The organism is Rhodococcus yananensis, from assembly GCF_020515525.1.
Taxonomy (GTDB): Bacteria; Actinomycetota; Actinomycetes; order Mycobacteriales; family Mycobacteriaceae; genus Rhodococcus; species Rhodococcus yananensis.
The window spans coordinates 19,651-37,931 of the sequence record NZ_JAIYEP010000041.1 but is presented as its reverse complement, the minus strand read 5'-3'; the positions used below and the strand labels follow the sequence as shown (position 1 = coordinate 37,931).

General features: G+C 68.3%; 18 protein-coding genes. 10 read left to right on the top strand and 8 right to left on the bottom strand.

Translation table 11 applies throughout. The features are described 5' to 3' along the window. Positions 1-105: 105 nt before the first annotated feature. Together LDQ05_RS11690 and lhgD are read right to left on the bottom strand one after the other, a co-directional pair. The gene (locus tag LDQ05_RS11690; protein WP_226437132.1) at positions 106-765 is read right to left on the bottom strand and encodes an SDR family oxidoreductase; all 660 of its coding nucleotides are present in this window, start codon (positions 763-765) and stop codon (positions 106-108) included. A gap of 72 nt (positions 766-837) precedes the next feature. After that, a complete protein-coding gene (gene lhgD / locus LDQ05_RS11685; protein WP_226437131.1) occupies positions 838-2,043 on the bottom strand; it encodes an L-2-hydroxyglutarate dehydrogenase in 1,206 nt (401 codons plus the stop codon). Positions 2,044-2,376: 333 nt separating this feature from the next. Between lhgD and LDQ05_RS11680 the strand changes: the two genes are divergently transcribed. From LDQ05_RS11680 to LDQ05_RS11635, 10 genes are all read left to right on the top strand, one after another. After that, positions 2,377-3,189, top strand: a complete 813-nt coding sequence (locus LDQ05_RS11680; protein WP_226437130.1) for an MlaE family ABC transporter permease — start codon at positions 2,377-2,379, stop codon at positions 3,187-3,189. Further along, on the top strand, positions 3,186-4,040 hold the full coding sequence (locus LDQ05_RS11675) for an MlaE family ABC transporter permease (protein WP_226437129.1): 855 nt from the start codon (positions 3,186-3,188) through the stop codon (positions 4,038-4,040). Before LDQ05_RS11680 ends, LDQ05_RS11675 begins: the two co-directional genes overlap by 4 nt. A gap of 2 nt (positions 4,041-4,042) precedes the next feature. Beyond that, on the top strand, positions 4,043-5,335 hold the full coding sequence (locus tag LDQ05_RS11670; RefSeq protein WP_226437128.1) for an MlaD family protein: 1,293 nt from the start codon (positions 4,043-4,045) through the stop codon (positions 5,333-5,335). Beyond that, the gene (locus tag LDQ05_RS11665; protein WP_226437127.1) at positions 5,332-6,369 is read left to right on the top strand and encodes an MCE family protein; all 1,038 of its coding nucleotides are present in this window, start codon (positions 5,332-5,334) and stop codon (positions 6,367-6,369) included. The genes LDQ05_RS11670 and LDQ05_RS11665 overlap by 4 nt, the downstream gene beginning before the upstream one ends. Positions 6,370-6,451: 82 nt before the next feature. Further along, the gene (locus tag LDQ05_RS11660; protein WP_308013197.1) at positions 6,452-7,507 is read left to right on the top strand and encodes an MCE family protein; all 1,056 of its coding nucleotides are present in this window, start codon (positions 6,452-6,454) and stop codon (positions 7,505-7,507) included. Further along, positions 7,498-8,610, top strand: a complete 1,113-nt coding sequence (locus tag LDQ05_RS11655) for an MCE family protein (RefSeq protein WP_372461084.1) — start codon at positions 7,498-7,500, stop codon at positions 8,608-8,610. The genes LDQ05_RS11660 and LDQ05_RS11655 overlap by 10 nt, the downstream gene beginning before the upstream one ends. Then, entirely contained in the window at positions 8,607-9,665 is a 1,059-nt protein-coding gene (locus tag LDQ05_RS11650; protein WP_226437125.1) for an MCE family protein, read from the top strand. Before LDQ05_RS11655 ends, LDQ05_RS11650 begins: the two co-directional genes overlap by 4 nt. Then, positions 9,662-10,879: an MlaD family protein gene (locus LDQ05_RS11645; RefSeq protein WP_226437124.1), complete on the top strand. Its 1,218-nt coding sequence runs from the start codon at positions 9,662-9,664 to the stop codon at positions 10,877-10,879. Before LDQ05_RS11650 ends, LDQ05_RS11645 begins: the two co-directional genes overlap by 4 nt. Before the next feature lie 49 nt (positions 10,880-10,928). After that, entirely contained in the window at positions 10,929-11,834 is a 906-nt protein-coding gene (locus tag LDQ05_RS11640; RefSeq protein WP_226437123.1) for an oxygenase MpaB family protein, read from the top strand. A gap of 155 nt (positions 11,835-11,989) precedes the next feature. Then, positions 11,990-12,334, top strand: coding sequence for a hypothetical protein (locus tag LDQ05_RS11635; protein WP_226437122.1), 345 nt, complete (start codon positions 11,990-11,992; stop codon positions 12,332-12,334). An 83-nt stretch (positions 12,335-12,417) separates the two neighbouring features. Here the strand turns inward: LDQ05_RS11635 and LDQ05_RS11630 are convergent, their stop codons facing one another. The 6 genes from LDQ05_RS11630 to LDQ05_RS11605 form a co-directional block, all read right to left on the bottom strand. Continuing rightward, entirely contained in the window at positions 12,418-13,083 is a 666-nt protein-coding gene (locus LDQ05_RS11630; RefSeq protein ID WP_226437121.1) for a response regulator transcription factor, read from the bottom strand. Then, positions 13,080-14,531, bottom strand: coding sequence for a sensor histidine kinase (locus tag LDQ05_RS11625; RefSeq protein ID WP_226437120.1), 1,452 nt, complete (start codon positions 14,529-14,531; stop codon positions 13,080-13,082). The genes LDQ05_RS11630 and LDQ05_RS11625 overlap by 4 nt, the downstream gene beginning before the upstream one ends. 12 nt (positions 14,532-14,543) lie before the next feature. Next, positions 14,544-14,858: a hypothetical protein gene (locus LDQ05_RS11620; RefSeq protein ID WP_226437119.1), complete on the bottom strand. Its 315-nt coding sequence runs from the start codon at positions 14,856-14,858 to the stop codon at positions 14,544-14,546. Positions 14,859-14,966: 108 nt separating this feature from the next. Then, positions 14,967-15,500: a CGNR zinc finger domain-containing protein gene (locus tag LDQ05_RS11615; RefSeq protein ID WP_226437118.1), complete on the bottom strand. Its 534-nt coding sequence runs from the start codon at positions 15,498-15,500 to the stop codon at positions 14,967-14,969. A 318-nt stretch (positions 15,501-15,818) separates the two neighbouring features. Beyond that, complete coding sequence (locus tag LDQ05_RS11610; RefSeq protein ID WP_226437117.1) at positions 15,819-16,220, bottom strand: excalibur calcium-binding domain-containing protein; 402 nt, start codon at positions 16,218-16,220, stop codon at positions 15,819-15,821. A 106-nt stretch (positions 16,221-16,326) separates the two neighbouring features. Then, positions 16,327-18,270, bottom strand: a complete 1,944-nt coding sequence (locus tag LDQ05_RS11605) for a 3-oxoacyl-[acyl-carrier-protein] synthase III C-terminal domain-containing protein (RefSeq protein WP_226437116.1) — start codon at positions 18,268-18,270, stop codon at positions 16,327-16,329. Positions 18,271-18,281: the final 11 nt, after the last annotated feature.

The following is an 18,281-nucleotide window of genomic DNA, read 5'->3' as shown; positions in this document are numbered from 1 at the left end:
CACGACGCTCTTCCGATCCTTCTGGTAGCTCCCACTACCAGAAGTACGCACGGGTGGTTTGCGGTACCGGCATGATCGCCGCGCGGACACCGACCTCCGGAACACTCACGGGAGCGCGTCGAGCGCCTCGGTGATCGGGGTGTCGCCGGTGGTGAACTCGATGGTGCGGCCCGCGGTACGGGGACGCGTGAGCACTGCCGCGAGCACCGCGGCGACGTCCGCGCGCGGCACCGTCGCCGTGAGTCCGGGGCTGCGGTCGCCGATCTCGATCTGTCCCGTCGGCGGATCCAGCGTCAGGGTGCCCGGTCCGAGAATCGTCCACTCGAGGTCGGTGCCGCGCAGATGCTCGTCGGCCGCGGCCTTCGCCTCGGCATACGGAAAGAAGCTGTCGCCTTCGGGCACACCGTGATCGGGGCCCGCACCGAAGTACGACACCATCACGTATCGCAGGGCGCCCGCCTGCTGCGCCGCGGTCATCGACCTGATCGCGGCGTCGCGGTCCACCGCGTAGGTGCGGGCCGGGTCGCCACCGCCCGCACCCGCCGACCACACGACCGCATCGTGTCCGCGCAGCAGATCCGCGATACCGGGCACGTCGAGACGCTCGAGATCGGCGACGACCGGGGTGGCACCGGCGGCGGAGACGTCCGCGGCCTGATCGGAGTTGCGGATGAACGCGGTGACCTCGTTGCCGTCCGCGACGAGCAGCGGCTCGAGGAGCCGTGCCACCTTGCCGTGTCCACCGAACAATGCGATGCGTGCCATGCGTGCGCTCCCTCGTTCCGGTTGTCGATGCCCTGACCCAGGATGCCCGTTCCGGCCGGCCGCCACACGTGTTCAGCGCAGACGCTCGAGCGCCGCGTCGACGACGTACTCCGCGATCGCCATCGACGACGTCGCTCCCGGTGACGGCGCATTGCGCAGGTGCACGACGCGACCGTGCCCGGTGATGACGAAGTCGTCCTCGAGGCTGCCGTCGACGTTCATCGCCTGTGCCCGGATACCGCGGGGACCGGGCCGCACGTCGTCGACGGTCAGGCCCGGCACGTACCGGGCGGCGTCGGCGACGAACCGGCGGCTGCTCGTGGCGGTGCGGAGTTCACGCCACGCGGCGGTCGTGTTGTGCACCGCGAATCGCGCGAAACCCGGCCACAGCACGGCGTCGCGCAGATCCCGCCACGACACGCCGAGTCCGTCGTACGCCTCGCGTCCCGCCGCCAGGAACGCGTTCGGGCCGACCATCACCTCCCCGTCGATGCGTCTGGTCAGGTGCACACCCAGGAAGGGATACCGGGGGTCGGGCACCGGATAGATCAGTCCCCGCACCCGGTCGGCGGCCGGAGGGCGCAGCAGGCGGTAGTCGCCGAGAAACGGCACGATCCGAGGGGCGACGGGGTCGCCGGCGGCACGGGCCAGCCGGTCGGAGTGCAGCCCCGCGCACGTGACGACGAGGTCGTGCGCGACCGTGTCGTCGTCGGTGTCGACGACCACACGGTCACCGACCGTCGACAGGCCGGTCACCGTCGTACCGGTACGCACGGTTCCGCCCGCGCCGACGACGTCGTCGGCGAACGCGCGGGCGATCGCGACGTAGTCGGTGATCGCCGTGCGCGGCGAATGCAGCGCGGCGACCCCGCGCGCGTGCGGTTCGATCGCGGCGATCCCGGCGGCGTCGATCCGGCGGATGCCGGGGACCCCGTTCGCGCGGGCGCGCGCCTCGATCGCGTCGAGCCGGCCGAGTTCCGATCGGTCCAGGGCGACGACGAGTTTGCCGCATTCGTCGTACGGGATGCCGCGTTCGTCGGTGAACTCGCGCAACATCTCCATGCCGCGTCGGCACAGTTGCGCCTTCAGGCTGCCCGGCGTGTAGTACAGGCCGGCGTGCACCACACCGCTGTTGTGCCCGGTCTGATGCGCGGCGAGAGCGGATTCCTTCTCGTAGACGGTGACGTCGACGTCCAGCGTTGCGAGCCGACGCGCCGTCGCGAGTCCGATGATGCCGCCGCCGACCACCGCGGCGCTGATCCGTGCTCCGTCACCCATCCCCGCATCCTCGCTCACCGAGCGGGTGTCCACTGTGCGCGAGCCGATCACCGGGTTTGCGACATGCTCGGATACGACGTTCGCTCTCATTGATGGGAGCAAGGCATTGACCTGGAGCTATCTGCGCAAATTTTGATCGCATCATGTGCGAATATTCATTCACTTACAGTCTTGTTGTGGAGTGCGTTCTGTGTCACACTTCACCCCAGATCGAAGGCTGCTACCGAAACGCGATCGACTCCGGCTCGACCGACACCCACCAGGGGGAGGGGCGTTGATGCACCGTGCGAGACATGTCCGACGGGGGGTTCGAAACATGAAGGGATTCGGTGGATGACCTACGAGCTGCCCGCGTCGCGCGGGCCGGTTCGCGACGTCGCGACCGAAGGCGGCTACCTCATCGGCTTCGCCGTCCAGGCGCTGGTGGCGACCGTCGCCGCCGTGCTGCGCCGCCGACTGTCCCTCCACGAGACCGTCACCCAGACCCTGTTCATCGGTCGGGTGTGTACCGGACCGGCGTTGCTGCTGATGATTCCCGTGGGCGTCTTCATCGCGGTGTCCGTCGGTGAACTCGCCGGACGGATCGGGGCGGGAGGCTACTCCGGCGCGGTCGTGGCGTTCATCATCGTCGGCCAGGCCTCCGCTCTCGTGTGCGCGCTCATGCTCGCCGGCGTGGCCGGTTCCGCGATCTGCACCGACCTCGGTTCCCGCAAGATCCGCGAGGAGATCGACGCGATGGAGGTCATGGGCCTCGACGTCCTCGAACGCCTCGTCGCGCCGCGCCTCGTCGGCGCGATCATCGTGTCGGCGGCGCTGTGCGCGATGGTCACCGCCGGCGGCATCACCGCCTGCTGGCTCTACCACATCTACGTGCAGCACCTGCCCGCGGGCACGTTCATGGCGACCTTCGCCGAGTACGGCCGTCCCGCGGACTTCGTGATGGCACTCGTGAAATCCGCTGTCTTCGGGATACTCTCGGCGTTGGTCGCGACCTTCAAAGGGCTCCACACCAAGGGCGGCCCGCGCGGTGTCGCCGACGCCGTCAACGAGGCGGTGGTCATCGCATTCGCACTCGTCTTCATCGTCAACACCGCGTTGTCCGCGCTGTACACGGTGATCGTCCCGGCGGTGGGGGAGTTCCGATGACGGTGTTGGACCGGCCGGTCCTGGCGCACGCCGGCCGATCGGTGCGTCGCATCGGCGACAACCTCGCCACGCTCGGCATGCACGTGACCTTCTACGTCCGCACCGTCGCGTCGATCCCCTACGCTCTGAGCAGGTTCCGCAAACATGTCGTCGCGCAGATCAGCGAGGTCAGCTTCGGGACGCAGTCGTTGCTCTCCGGCGGCGGCACCATCGGCATCGTGTTCGCCATGTCGCTGGCCGCGGCGATGATGCTCGGTGTCGAAACCCAGCGCGGCCTCGAACTGGTCGGCATGACGACCGTCTCCGGGATGCTCTCGGCCGTCGCCAACACCCGCGAGCTCGCACCGGTCGTCGTCGCCATCGCGTTGTCCGCGAAGGTCGGTGTCGGCTTCACCGCCCAGATCGGCGCCATGCGCATCTCCGACGAGGTCGACGCCCTCGACTCCATGGGCATCCGCTCGATCCCGTTCCTGGCCGCGACCCGCACCGTCGCCGCGATGGTGTGCGTCATCCCGATCTACATGATCGGGCTGCTCGCGAGCTACCTGTCGACACGCCTGGTCGTGGTGGTGTTCAACGGTGCGTCCGCCGGTGCCTACGACTACTTCTTCCACCTCGTCCTCACCCCGCAGGACCTCCTGTACTCCGGGATCAAGGCGCTGGTGTTCGCGATGGTCGTCAGCCTCGTCCACTGCGCCTACGGGTACTACGCGTCCGGTGGGCCCGCCGGGGTCGGCGCCGCCGCCGGACGTGCCCTGCGCACCGCGATCCTGTCCATCGGTGTCCTCGACGTGCTGCTCACCTTCGCGCTCTGGGGCCTCGTCCCCGAAGTACCCGGAATGGGGGTGTGACCGTGGACCGGCCCAGCGCACGTCGGAAACGGGCGTACGCCGTCCGCGGCGCCCTGAGTCTCGCCCTGGCGCTGACCGTCGCCGTCGGCATGGTGCTGCGCGGCGCCGGGACGTTCGACAGCACCGACGACGTGTTCGTCGACCTTCCCGCAGAGGTGGGACTCGTCGGCGCGGGCGCGCCCGTGCGCTACCACGGGGTCGACATCGGGCAGATCGCATCGATCGACGCCGGAGCCGTCGAATCGTCGGTCCGCCTGGCGATCGACACCGCTGCCGCACCCCACGTACCGGCCTCCGTCCGGGCCCGAGTCGTGCCCCGCACCTTCTTTGGTGACGTCTACGTCGAACTGGTCGACGTACCCGGCTCCGCCGCGGGAACATCCCGACCGGCCTCCGGACGGTCGCTGCGCGAGGTCGACACCGTCGTCGCCGACACCGGCCCCGAGGCCGTCGCCATGTACGACCTGTTCACCCGCATGGCCGACGTGCTCGGCGAGATGAGACCGGAGCAGCTCACCGTGGCGCTCAGCGCCCTCGGGAGCGCGCTGGACGGAAACGGCGAGACCATCGGACGCACCATCGACCGACTGTCCGTGATCGACGACAGACTCGCCCCGGTCGTGAGTGAGTTCATCGGCAGCACAGCGCAGTTCGCGGACGTACTGGAATCATTGTCGACGGCGACCCCCGACATCGTCGGGACGGTCGCGTCCGCCGCGGAGGTTTCCGCGGCGATCGTCCGCAACCGCGACCGGCTCGCCGACGCCTTCGGGGCGGCGGGGCTGCTCGCCGCATCCGTCGACGGATTCACCGGGCCGCGACACGATGCGACGATCACGGTGATCGACTCGCTCGGAACGATTCTCGCGACCACCGCCGCCAACCCGTCCGGGCTGTACGACACCCTCGCCAACGCCGGCAGCTTCGGTGCCGCCGGCACCCGGGTGTTCTCGTCGGGACGGTTCGACATCACCGCGGTGCCGTCGTTCGCCGACCCGCTGCCGTACACCTCCGCGGACTGCCCGAGCTACGGCACCCTCACCGGTGCGTTCTGCAACAGCTCCGGCAACGGCACCTACGCGCAACCTGTTCCCACGGTGATCGGTGGCGCGGCCGAGACCGTACCGCTGGCGCTGCTGCAGCAGGAGATCACCGGCGCAGACACCCCGGAGCCCACCGCAGCGGGCATCGAGGACGGGGCCGGTCCACCCACGGACGCCGAGTCCGCACTCGGCGCCGCGGTGAGCATCGTGCTCGGGCCGCTCGTCCGTGGAAGCGAGGTGCGAATCCCGTGAAGCTGAAGCGATCCCAATCCGCTGCACTCGCCGGTTACTGCGTGGTGGGCGCGGTGTGCGGAGTCCTCGTCCACAACACCCTCGCCGTGCCCGTGCGCGGCAGTACCGACGACTACGTCCTCGAGTTCACCGACGTCGAGGGATTGAACGCCGGCAACCCCGTCACACTGTCCGGAGTCCGGGTCGGCCGCGTCGACTCCGTCGAGGTCGTCGACGCCGAAGGCGGAACCACTCTCGCCCGCGTCACCGTCGAGATCGAACGCGACCGGGTGCTCACCACCGATGTGGAGGCCGCCGTGCGCTACGGCGACATGCTCGGTGCCCGCTACGTCGCGCTCACCCTGCCCGAGCCGTACGTCGACGCGCCCGGAGGACCGCAGATCCTCGACCCCGGCGGCACCGTGCCCGTCGCGCAGACCACACCCCCCGTCGACCTGACCGCACTGATGAACGGGTTCCGTCCCCTGTTCGAATCGCTGCCACCGGACGAGGTCGACGTGCTCGCCCGCAACATCGTCGACACCTTCAACGGCCGCGGCGACGCCGTGGCCCGCTTCCTCGACCGGGTCGCCGTGCTCTCCACGCAGCTCGGCGATCGGGAAGGGATCCTCGGTGAGGTCGTCACCAACATGAACAGGCTGCTCGGCACGATCGACGGCCGCCACGACCGACTCGGCGCCCTCGTCGACGGATTGTCGGTCCTCGGCGACACCGTCGTCGGGGACGGCAGTCGCCTCGCAGCCTTCCTGGACAGCGGCAGCAGCACCGTCGCCGAACTCGCCGACGCGATGGACACGTCCGACGGCGCGTTCACCCGCACTCTCGAGAACCTCCGTTCCGTCACCGGAAGCTGGAATGCCGACACCGCCGAATTCGACGGACTCGTGGCCCGGCTCCCCGAGTTCGCCGACCGGATCAACCGCACGGGGCAGTACGGCGGATTCGTGAGTCTGTACCTGTGCAACTTCACGCTGAAGGCGGGCGACGCGGAAGTGAACATCTTCGGACCGACCCACTCGCCGGTGTGCGCATGATCCTTCTCACCCGAATTATCGACCTCGTCGGCGCACCGGCAGACGGACCCGCCACGACCCATCCCGAGGAGCACACACAACGATGATGTTCCTGGTCAAGCTGATCGACATCGTCGTCGGTGCAATCGAATTCCTGTTCGGTGGTGGCCGGCGCCGACGCGACGACGCGCACATGCCCCTCGTCCTCGGCTCCATCGGCATCGCCGTGCTGGTGGTCGGGCTCCTCACCGCGATCGGGCTGCCCCGCCTGTGGTACCAGGTCCGCACCGAACCCCACACCGCGCAGCTGGCCCACGCTGCGGGCCTCGCCGTCGGAGACCCGGTGTACGTCAACGGTGTTCCATCGGGACGTGTCGAGGACATCGTCCTCGCCGGCGATCATGTCGACGTCGAGTTCCGCGTCGACGACACCCGCACCGTCGGCAACACCTCCACCGCATCGGTCCGGCTCGAAACCGTCCTGGGCAAACGCTATCTCGAACTTCGCCCCGGCGGGCTCGACGACGGCTCCCGCATCATCCCGCTCGACCGCACCACCGTCCCGTACTCTCTCGACGAACTGGGCGCCGGAACGAACCGTGTCGCAGAGGAACTCGATATCGACGCCGTGAAAGAGATGATGACGACCCTGTCTCAGGTGATGCCCGCCGACGGCGCGGATCTCGGGCGGGCCCTGGCCGGCATCAGTGCCGCGTCGACCGCGTTCGGGCGACACGGCGAACAGTTCGACCGGCTCCTGACCGTGTCGCGATCCCTGTCGGAAATGATGGCGGAACAACAGGACACGATCGTCGAGACCGCCGTGGACGCCCGCACGATCGCGGCGACCCTCTCCGTCCGCGAAGAGGCCCTCACCGGGCTCGCCGACAATCTGCGCGTCGTGATCGGCACCCTCGCGACGACGTTCACCGAGGACCGCGAGACCGCCGACCGACTCGTCGTGAACCTCACGGCGGTGACCGACACCCTGCAGCGCAACGTCGACGACATAGGACTGCTGATGGAGCGGCTCCCGGCCGCGTTGCGGACGGTCACGAACGCCACCGGCAACGGAACCTGGGCCGACGTCACGTCACCGTCCGCGGTGCTGCCCGACAATCTGCTCTGCGCACTGGGGGTGATGCAGGAATGTCGATGAACTCCGTCCCCGCCGCGCCCTCGCGGCGCCGCCGGATCGTCGCGGCCGCGGTCGTCGTGGTCCTCCTGATCGTGCTGCCCGTCTGGTACGTCTTCGGACGCACCGACCGGACCACCACGATCAGCGCCGACTTCGAGTACGTCAACGGCATCTACACCGGTAGCACCGTGTCCGTTCTCGGTGTCGCCGTCGGCACCGTCACCGACATCCGCCCGCAGGGCACGTCCGTGCGGGTGGACATGTCGTTCCCCGACTCGGTGCGGGTGCCGGCCGACGCCTCCGCGTACATCATGAGCCCGGCCATCATCAGCGAACGTTTCATCGAACTCGGCCCCGCCCACACCTTTGGTCCGACGATGACCGACGGCACCGTGATCCCCCTCGAACGGACGCACGCGCCCATCGACATCGACGGTATGCTCGGCAGCCTCTCCACACTCGTCGAGGCGATGGGACCCGACGGGGGAGACATCGGCGAGATCCTCGCCACCGGAGCCGACGCGTGGGCCGGTCGAGGTGAGGTGTTCAACGCCGCGATCCGCGACCTCGGTTCCGCGACCGCCATCGTCGGGGGCACGACGGAGGACTTCACGGCACTCGTGCAGAACCTCGATGCGCTCGTCGCCGCGATGGACGCGCGCCAGGTGAGCCTCGACGGGCTGGTGAACGATCTGAGCGCACTGTCGACGGTCGCGGACGAGACCGACCTGGACCTCACCGGGCCGCTCGCGGACCTCGAGGTGGTCTTCGCTCAACTCGACAGCTTCGTCACCGAGCACCGGGAGAGCTTCGGCGGCATCACCCGCAACCTTCAGGAGGTCGGCGATGTTCTCGCGCAGAACCGCAGCGGGCTGGCCGAGTTCATGGACCTGGTGCCGCTGATGATGCAGAACCTCGAGGCCACCGTCGGCCCCGACGGGCGCAGCCGCATCCGGCTCAACGTGTCGACGGCGCTGACCCAGTTCGCGGTGGCGGTGCCGCTCTGCGAGCAGCATCCGATCCCGCTGTGCACCGGAGCGGGCCTGACCAACCCGATCTCGTTCCCCATCAGCGCATCCGACCCGCTCGGCATCGTCACCGCCGTGACCGGAGGAAACCCATGACCACCAGACTGCGCGGCACGGTTCTCACCGTCGCGGCCACCGGACTCCTCTCCGCGGCCGGATGCGGATACGGAATCCAGGATCTTCCCGTCGGACGCTCCGCCGGCGGCGACACCGTCGACGTCATCGTCCAGCTACCGGCGGCGGACGGCATCGTGCTCGGCGCCGACGTGCGCTACGGGCAGCAGGTCGTCGGCCGGGTCGCCGCGATGGACGTCGCGACGACCGGTGCGAACGTGCGTGTCTCCCTCGGCGCGGACGTCGGCGTTCCACGCAATATCCGTGTGTCCGTCGAGATCCCGTCCGCGCTGGGCAGCCCCTACCTGAGGCTCGTCCTGCCCGACGACCCCGCGTCGGTGTCGCTGTCGGACGGCGATGTCGTCGCCGTCGCCGACACCGAACTGGGCCCGCGGGTGGAGACCATGCTCGCGACCCTCGGTACCGTCGTCAGCGGCAGCGGGCTCGATCAACTCTCCACGGTGGTCGACGAACTCAACACCGCGTTCGGCGGGCGATCCGACGAGGTGCAGGCCCTCGCCGACTCGGCGACCGCATTGATGACCCAGGCCATCGACCAGCAGACGGAGTTCGACCGCGCGATGGTTCTCGCCGCGGACGTCACCCGTCGCATGGCAGACGAAGAGGAGGTCATGAGTCGATATCTCGACAGCACCGCCGCCGCCGTCGACGTCCTGGTGTCCCAACGCGACAGCATCGTGGCGCTGCTGGACTCGACGACGAGGCTGGCGAGCACCGTGCAGGCCTACACGGCCGCGACACCGGGCGGCATCGCGGGGATGCTCACCGACGCCGAGACGGTGGCCGCGACCCTCGCCTCCTTCAACGACCGCATGGGAACGACGCTCGCGAACATGAACAGCTTCATGGACAACTTCGGCCGCGCCGTCCGCGGCGACTACCTCGTCTTCGACGGGGCGCTCGAGATCCCCGAGAGCCTCGACTCGGTCTTCGCCGGCGGCTATTTCCTCGGTGAACCCACCGAACCCGCGTCGACGACGTCGCTGGAGAACCTGCTCGGGGGAGGCATCCGATGAGGCGGATCGTGCTCGTCCAACTGTTGCTGTTCGCGGCGACGGCACTGATCGTGGTGCCCTACGGCATCTACTACATCGTCGGCTCGAGTCTCGGCGAACGGATGCGGGTGACGGCGCTGGTCGACGACGCACTCGGCGTCGGGGAGGGAACGGTCGTGACGTACCGCGGCGTCCCGATCGGTACGGTGGCGTCCGTGCGGATCGCGCCGCTCGACGGTGGAGCGCGCATCGAACTCGATCTCGACGCGGACTCGGAGGTTCCCGCCGACTCGTACGCGAAGATCACCCAGGGCACCCTCGCGGGCATGCTCAACGTCGACATCTTCCCGCGCACCGACGGTGGGCCGTACCTCACCGACGGCGACACCATCGACATGCCCGCCGACGAACAACCCGTCCAGATCGGCGAGACACTCGCGCAGACCGCCGAGCTCCTCGGTAGCGTCGAGCCGGGCACCATCGCGACGGTCGGGGCGGAACTCGGTTCGGCATTCGAAGGGCTCGGTCCGGACCTCGCGCGTCTGATCGGCGACGTCGACCGCATTTCCGCCGGTCTGGAGGCCGACGTCGGGGGCATCGCCGATCTGCTCACCCGCAGTATCGATCTCACCGGCACGATGGCTGCGAACTCGACACAGTTCGTCGACGGCATGGCATCGGCCCGCCGGCTCGCAGAAAGCCTGCACGCCAACGAGGACCGCATCTCGTCGATGCTCGCGACGACGCCCGATGCGATGCGCCGCGCCGACGGTGTGCTCGCCGAGAACGAGGAGTCGTTCGGGGCGATCGTCGCGAATCTCGACAGCGTCGCCCCGATCATCTCCGATCGCTCGTCGGCACTGGCGGCGGGGCTCGTCGCCATCCCTCGGGGGCTCGCCGCACTCGAATCCATCGTGCACGGCGACCGCGCCGATTTCGCACTGATCGCAACGCAGGGGCCGGTGTGCTTCTACGACACACCGCGCCGTGCCGTCGGCGACACCTCGCCCGTGACACCGAGTACGGCGAACTACTGTCCCCCGGGGCGGGATCTCGCGCAGCGAGGCGCGATGAACGCGCCGCGTCCGGACGATCTGGGTCTGGCCGGCTCGACCACCCCGGGCACCGTGGTCGGTCCGCCCGTTGTCGCCGATCCGATCCTCGTTCCGAGTGGCGCCGAGTTGCAGGCGTTCTGGCGGATGCTGTGGGAGGGGGTCAACGACGGCGCCCGCTGACGGCTGCCGTGTACCGCACCGTTGTCATCCCTCGTCGAAGGAGTTCACCATGCCCGCCCGCTACCTCGCGGACGCTTCCGTCGAACCGGTCCTGACGTCCGCGCAGACCCGGATCGAGATCACCAGCGGACCCAACCGGTGGAGCAGCAGGAAACATGCATTGCCCGACGCGATCGACTTCTGGTCGTTCGCCGGGGCCGCGGCCAACGTCGTGATGCATTTCGGCTGGCCCGAGGTGGCCTACGGTGTCATGGAATCGAAGGTGAAGTCGGGGTCCCTCGTCCACCACCCGTGGAAACGGGCCCGCACCACCACCCAGTACCTGGCCGTGGCGATCCTCGGAACACAGGAGGAACGTGATGCCTTCCGGGACGCCGTCAACGTCGCGCACCGCCAGGTGCGCTCGGACGAGACCAGCCCCGTCAAGTACAACGCGTTCAACCGCGAGCTCCAGATGTGGGTGGCGGCCTGCCTGTACATCGGGTTCGAGGACACCTACCAGCTGCTGCACGGCCGCCTCGACGACGCCCAACTCGAGGACTTCTACTCGACCGCGTCACCGCTGGCGACGACGCTGCAGGTCACCGACGACATGTGGCCGGCGACCCGCGCCGACTTCGACCGCTACTGGAACCTCGCGTGCGAACGCGTCACCTACGACGAGACCACCCGGCAGTACCTGCTCGACCTCGTCGGCCTGAAGATGATCAACTGGCCGCTGCGGGTGATGTTCCGGAATCTCCTCGAATTCCTCACCATCGGAACCCTGCCCCCGTTGATGCGCGAGAAGCTCGGGCTGGCCTGGAGCGACGACGACCGCCGGCGTTTCGAGCACCTGTTCGTGTTCGTCTCGTTCGTCAACCGGTTCATTCCGCGTTTCATCCGGCACGGCGGGAGCCACGCGGTGCTCGCGGACCTGCGTCGCCGCATCAAGGCCGACAAGAACCTCATCTGACGTCGAGGGCATCGACCACGCGTGTCCGGGGCCGCACGAACGCTCGGACCCGCCGAAGATGAGAGCATCCTCATACGGGTCTCCCCGGTCTCTCACCTCGGTCCACCAGATTGGGTCGTGCGCAACAGGGCGCACCGTCCCACAGGAGGAACGAGATGGAGTTCGGTAGGAAGTGGTTGGCAGTCGGTGCTCTGGCAGCAGCGGTCACGGTGGGTGCGGTGGGCGTCGCATCCGCCGACGATCCGGACGAACGGCGTGAGTCGAACGCTCCGGCACCGATTTCCGTGCAGCGGGCCCCGTCGCCGGTGTCGCAGCCCGGTGGGGAGTTCCCGGTCATCGACGTCAGCACGTGCGACGGATGGTACGACGACTGGGACGACCGGTACCCGGACCACGTCGAGGAGTTCTACGACGACTGGGACGATCGGTGCGACGATCTCCACGACGACGATGACGATCGGGACGACGACTTCTGGGACGACGACTTCTGGGACGACTGAGGGGATATCGAACCCCGCCCGTCCGGCACCTTCCGCCGCCGCGGATCCCGCGTCGATCCGCGGGGTGGGAGTCGTCGGTACGATCACGCACGATCGACGAGTCGATACCCCATCCCGCGCACCGTCTCGATGCGGTCGGCACCGATCTTCGCGCGGAGATAGCGGACGTAGACGTCCACGACGTTCGAACCCGGGTCGTAGTCGAAACCCCATACGTTCGACAACAGTTGCTCGCGGCTGAGTACTTGCCCCGGATGCCTCATGAACGCTTCCGCCAGGGCGAACTCGCGGGCGGACAGATCGACGACCGTGCTACCCGTCCGCGCCTGTCGGGTCCGCAGATCGAGGGTCAGATCCCCGTTGTCGAGGGTGGTGACCGCCGATGGTCGCCCACCTCCGAGCCGCAGACGGATCCGAGCGACGAGTTCCTCGAACTTGAACGGTTTCGGCATGTAGTCGTCGGCTCCACCTTCGAGGCCGGCGACCACGTCGTGCACGCTGTCGCGTGCGGTCAGGACGATCACGGGCAGTGACGATCCGTCGCGGCGCAGCAGTGTGAGTACGGCGAATCCGTCCATCTGCGGAAGCCCGATGTCGAGCACCATGAGGTCGTGGTCGCCGCTGCGTGCCCGGCCGTAGGCCGTCACGCCGTCCTCGACGATCTCCGTGCTGAATCCGTTGGCACGGAGGCCCTTCTCGATGAACGACGAGATCCGGGGTTCGTCCTCGGCGATCAGGATTCGACTCATCGGGACTCGCTTCCGCTCGGAGGATCGACGGGAACGGTGACGGTGAAGGTGGAGCCGCGGCCGGGCACGCTACCGACGGACACGGCACCGCCGTGTGCCTGGGCGATGGCTCGAACGATCGACAGTCCCAGTCCGGCACCGTCGGTGCGGGTCGTCGCCGAACGACCACGCGAGAAGCGGTCGAAGATGATCTTCTGCTCGTCCTCGTCGATACCTGATCCGGTGTCGCTCACCCAGATCCGGATCCGCCCGTCGGCGAGCTGACTCCCGATGCCGATCCGGTCGCCGGCATCGGTGTGGTGGACGGCGTTGTCGGCGAGAGCGAGGACCGCCTGGGTGATGCGCTGGGCGTCCAGGGGCGCGTGTGCGGGCGACGACGCCTCGAGCACCCAGTTTCGGTCGGCGAGTCGGCTCGCCTTCCCGAAGATCTCGTCGGTGAGTGCCGCGACGTCGACGACGGTGCGCCGGATGAACTCCGGTTGTTCGGCTCGGGCGAGCAACAGCAGATCGGAGACGATGCGGTTCATGCGTTCGAGTTCGTCGTCGACGAGTGCGACCGTCTGCCGCACGTCCTGCGGATCCGTCGCGGTCATGACGTCGAGGTGCCCGCGGACGATCGTGATGGGTGTGCGAAGCTCGTGTCCGGCATCGTCCAGAAACCGACGTCGGCCCGACACCGCGGATTCGACACGGTCGAGCATATCGTTGAGAGTTGCGGTGAGGACACCGAATTCGTCCCCCGGATCCGGCGACGACGGTGGTATCCGACCCGAGAGGTCGGTTTCGGTGATCGAGTGGGCGGTGGTGGTGATGTTGCGGACGGGGGCGAGGATCCGGCCCGCGAGCACCCACGATCCCGCGGCCGCGGCGATGGCGGTGACGGCACCTCCCACCGCCATGATCCGCCCGGTGTCGTTCGCGCTCTCGCGTTCCTGGTCGGCGAAGTACGCGGCGACGACCACCCCGTGGGCGGGATCGTTGTCGAGGGACACGGGTACCGCGAGGTACAGGACCTCGCCGGCACCGCTCTCGTACGAGCCCTCCACGGGGTGGGTGCTCGAGGCGACGAGATCGGTGAAGCCCGTGTCGTCGGCGAGGCGGATCGGTGCCTGCTCGCGGCTCTGGAACCGGAACTGCCCGTCGACGTATCCGAGGAACTTCTCGTTGGGTCGCGCCAGGTTGTAGGTGATCACCACGCGGAGGACGTCGTCGACGGTCGCGAACGGTGCACCGGTGGCGGGGTCGACGCCGGATTCGGTGAGTGTGGTGAACTCGGCGATCTCCGTGCGCAGCGAATCGCGCATCCGCTGATCGACGGATCTGATGGTCAGGAACCAGGTGAGCAGGCTGATGACGGCGAGCGCGGACAACACGAGGAGCAGCACCCACCCCGCGATCCGGGCCCGGGCGCTGCGGAGTCGGGGCCATCGACGCGGGATCGTCGACATCACCGGCCGGGGTCAGCGCTCGTCCGGATCATCATCGTCATCGTCATCGCCTCGATCGTCGTCCTCGTCGTCGCCATCCGGATCATCGTCGTCCCCGTCATCATCGTCGTCCCGATCGTCGTAGGCGGGGGGAGGTGGGACGATTCCGCCGGGGTCGGACGTCGGTGCCTGCCGCCGGACGTCCGCATCGGGGGAAGTCGTCACGGCGGGGGCGACGATCGGCGCGTGGGGCATCGGTTCGCCGGGTTCGGCCGGACGCACGGCGAACCACACGATCACCGCTGCTGCGGCCACGGCTGCTCCGAGCACTGTCCAGACGATCTTCACGCCCTCGAGGGTCGTCGAGTCGTGTGATGTACCGATGAGACCGAGATGAGAGAGCTCTCATCTCGGTCGACGAGATCGTCGGTGCCGCCTTCCGTCGACGACGCGGGGTCATCGGCCCGCGGCCCGGTGTCGGCGGACGGCCGCGCGATTCGCGCAGCGCACGGAGCAGTAGCGCTGACGTCCGTTTCGTGTGACGTCGACGACCACGGCCGTGCACGGATCCCCGGGGGTGCGTCCCGCGGCGCAGCGTCCGAGGCGGTGCATACCGCGGGTGGTCAGGTGCAGCGCGGTACCCACACTGATGACGGAACGGAGCACGTCCGGCAGTGATGTCTCCTCGGCGCGGTAGTGGAGGTGCCAGCCCTCGTCGTCGTGGTCGGTCAACCGGGGATACGCGGTGGCCGTGGCCATCTGGGCGTTGAGCAGACGCGCGCGTTCGTTCGGGTCTGCCGCGTCCACGACCGTCAGCCAGTCGTCGACGACCTCGCGCGTGCGGAGGTGATCGTCGGGCGCTTCGGCGAACTCCATCGTCATCCCGACATCTCGGGTGCGCGCGACGATGTCGCCGCGCGTGGCGGGCCAGGCGTTGGCCAGTGATGCCGCCAGCAGCACCGCGTACTCGCCGTAAGGGTTGAGATGCATAAGGGCATTACATCATGGTGGTGCACATGACCACGCGGACGAGTCACGGCGAGCCCGACCCTGTGCTTCCCCCTGCCCACGAACACGGTTGGACGGTGGAATCGCGGCACTCCACCTCGGCGGGGTGGGTGCTCTACGTTCGGTGCAGCGAGTGCGAAGCGCGGCGTGTCGATCTGCGGCCGCACGGCTCGGTCGAGACCCCACCGACTGCATCGAGCAGGGAAATCCCGATCGGGAGTGCCGCTTCCGATGGCTCCGAGGAACGTGACCATCGGTGTGTGCACACCCGATCGGGATGACCCGGGCCCCACGGGTGGATCAGCGGGGGTCGATCTCGCAGGCCTTGCCGTCGTCGTCGCGGTCGAGACGCGGAGCGTAACCGGGTTCGTCGCGGTACAGCGGAGCGACACCGGCGTTCCACGCCTCGGTGCAGTTCTTGTAGCCCCCGCTCGGGGCAGACCGCTGCGGTGCGGGTGCCGGTGTGGACTGCTGCGGTGCGGGCGCAGGGGCGACGGGCGGTGCCGGAGCAACGGGCGGCGCGGGTGCGGGTGCGGGCGCCGGTGGCGGGGGAGCGAACGGATTCGCCGAGCCCGAGCCGATCAGATCGGCGATGCCCGTCGGAAGCAGGTTCACCAGCGGGAACGCAGTGGCGCTCGCAGGCGCGACGACGGTCAGCGCGAGGCAGCCGACGGCGGCCGCGGTGAAGCGACGGATCTTCATGTAGTTGTGCCTTTCGGGAGGGGCGGTGCCGTGGGGGCGCCGCACTCGACCACGTGTCGGCCCGTCCGCAACAAACGTTACGGACGGGCCGACGGGCAGGGTGGGGTCAGTGGAACGCGAGCTCGACGTCGTCGGGTGACGGCGTTCCGTGCGCCGGATCGATCTCTGCGTGCTCGTCCGCGTGACGGAACGGTACGACGACCGATGGATCTACCCGCATCACCGTGTATCCGGCGACCGCACCCGCCCCGAAACCGGGCGCGAAGATACGGACGGGCCGGTCGATCACACCGTCGCGGACCGCGTCGTGAATGGCCAGCGGGATACTCGCCGACGATGCGTTCCCGACGGTCTCGATGTTGAAGTACAACCGGTCGGCGCTCAGGCCGGCCGCTGCCGCGAGCTCGATGATCATCGTCTTGTTCGCCTGATGCGGCACGATCAGATCGATGCTCTCGAGCAGCGAACCCTCGGTGCCCGCGGGCGCGGGCAGGGCCGCGATCTCGTCGAGCATCTGCTGCAGGTACCGCCCCGCGAGCGACTTCACCTCCGGTCCGTACACGGTGATCGCATTGTCGAAGTCCGGGTTCGGCCAGATGATCGAGTTGACCTGGCTGGTCGGTCCGCTCGCGTAGCTGTTGAAGTACTCGATGTCGGGCTCGGCGCCTTCGGTGGCCGGCGACACGACGATGGCGGCGGCGCCGTCGCCGAAGATCATCCGCGACGGCCGGACGCTGCCGATCTTGTCGGAGAACTTCTCGACGCACACCACCAACACCGGGCGACGGACCTGCTGCAGGATCCGTGTGGCCTCGGCGAGACCGTACGGCATGCCGGCGCACGCGGCGATCAGGTCGAACGACGCGTGACTCTGCGCGATTCCCAGCTCACCGGAGATCCACGTGGCGAGTGACGGGATGAGCCTCCCGCTCGTGCACGTGCACACGATCACGGCGCCGATGTTCTCGGGGCCGACGTTCGCGTGTTCGACCGCCTGCCGTGCCGCAGACAGCGCCAGATCCTCGAACGTGCCGGAGGTGTAGCGGCGCTGTTCGATTCCGGTCTTCGCGACGATCTCGTCGGCCGTCATCGGCGACCAGTTGTACGCGGAGTTGCGGATCAGGTCCTCGTTGGTGCACACCTGGTCGCCGTGCGCGACGGCGATCGCGTCGATGCGGGGTCGGACCGCGAACTCGCTGCGCACGTCGACGGCGGGGTAGGGTGCCGCCGGTTCGACGGGCTCGGGTGAGGTGAACCCGACGGCCGTGCCTGCGCGACCGGACATCGCGCGGGTGATGAATCGCTGGACCTCGCGGTCGCGGGGATGGAACACCACCACGTAGTCGTCGTCACGCAGCTCGTCGACCGAGACGAGCTCGATCTGCTTGCGATCCCACGGTTGCTGGTTGTGCAGCACCATCGACCACCGGCCGAGAGCCTCGAGTTCGGCGACATCCGCGTCGTAGTCGAGGATCTCGTCGTAGCCGAACAGCGGGAAGTTCGGATCGTAGGCGCCGAGCCGGATCGTCACGTTCTCGGTATCGGAGAGAAGCTGTCCGACAGTGGGTTTGACGGTCGGAAGGTCGCCCGCGATGTGCTTGCGTGCGGCGAAGACATCGAACAGGCGTGAGAAGATGGCATCCTCGGCGTTGTCGTCCCACGCGGCAGGGAGTCCCCGGTACGCGGATTCGACCTCCGCCATCCGCTGGGTCGACTCCGGCCACGGGGTGACGATCGGCATGAACAGATCGTCGCGACCGCGCGGGACATCCGCCCAGCGGGTTGCGCGCTTCTCGAACATCGTGAGCGCGAATCGGTTTGCCCAGAAGATGTTCAGGGCGACGTCGCGCATCAACTCGAACTTGGAGCGGTAGACGCCCTGGGCGTGCCGGGAGAGGATCTCCGACACCGTCGGAGCCTTGGTGTCGAAGTCCCGCCGGATCACCGCGTCGAGGTGGTCGACGCTGGTGATGGTCGAGAAGTCGAGTTCGGGAAAGAAATTGGACGGGAACACGATCCGTCCGTGCCGGTTGAGTTCGAAAGGCTGCATGAGGCGTGGGA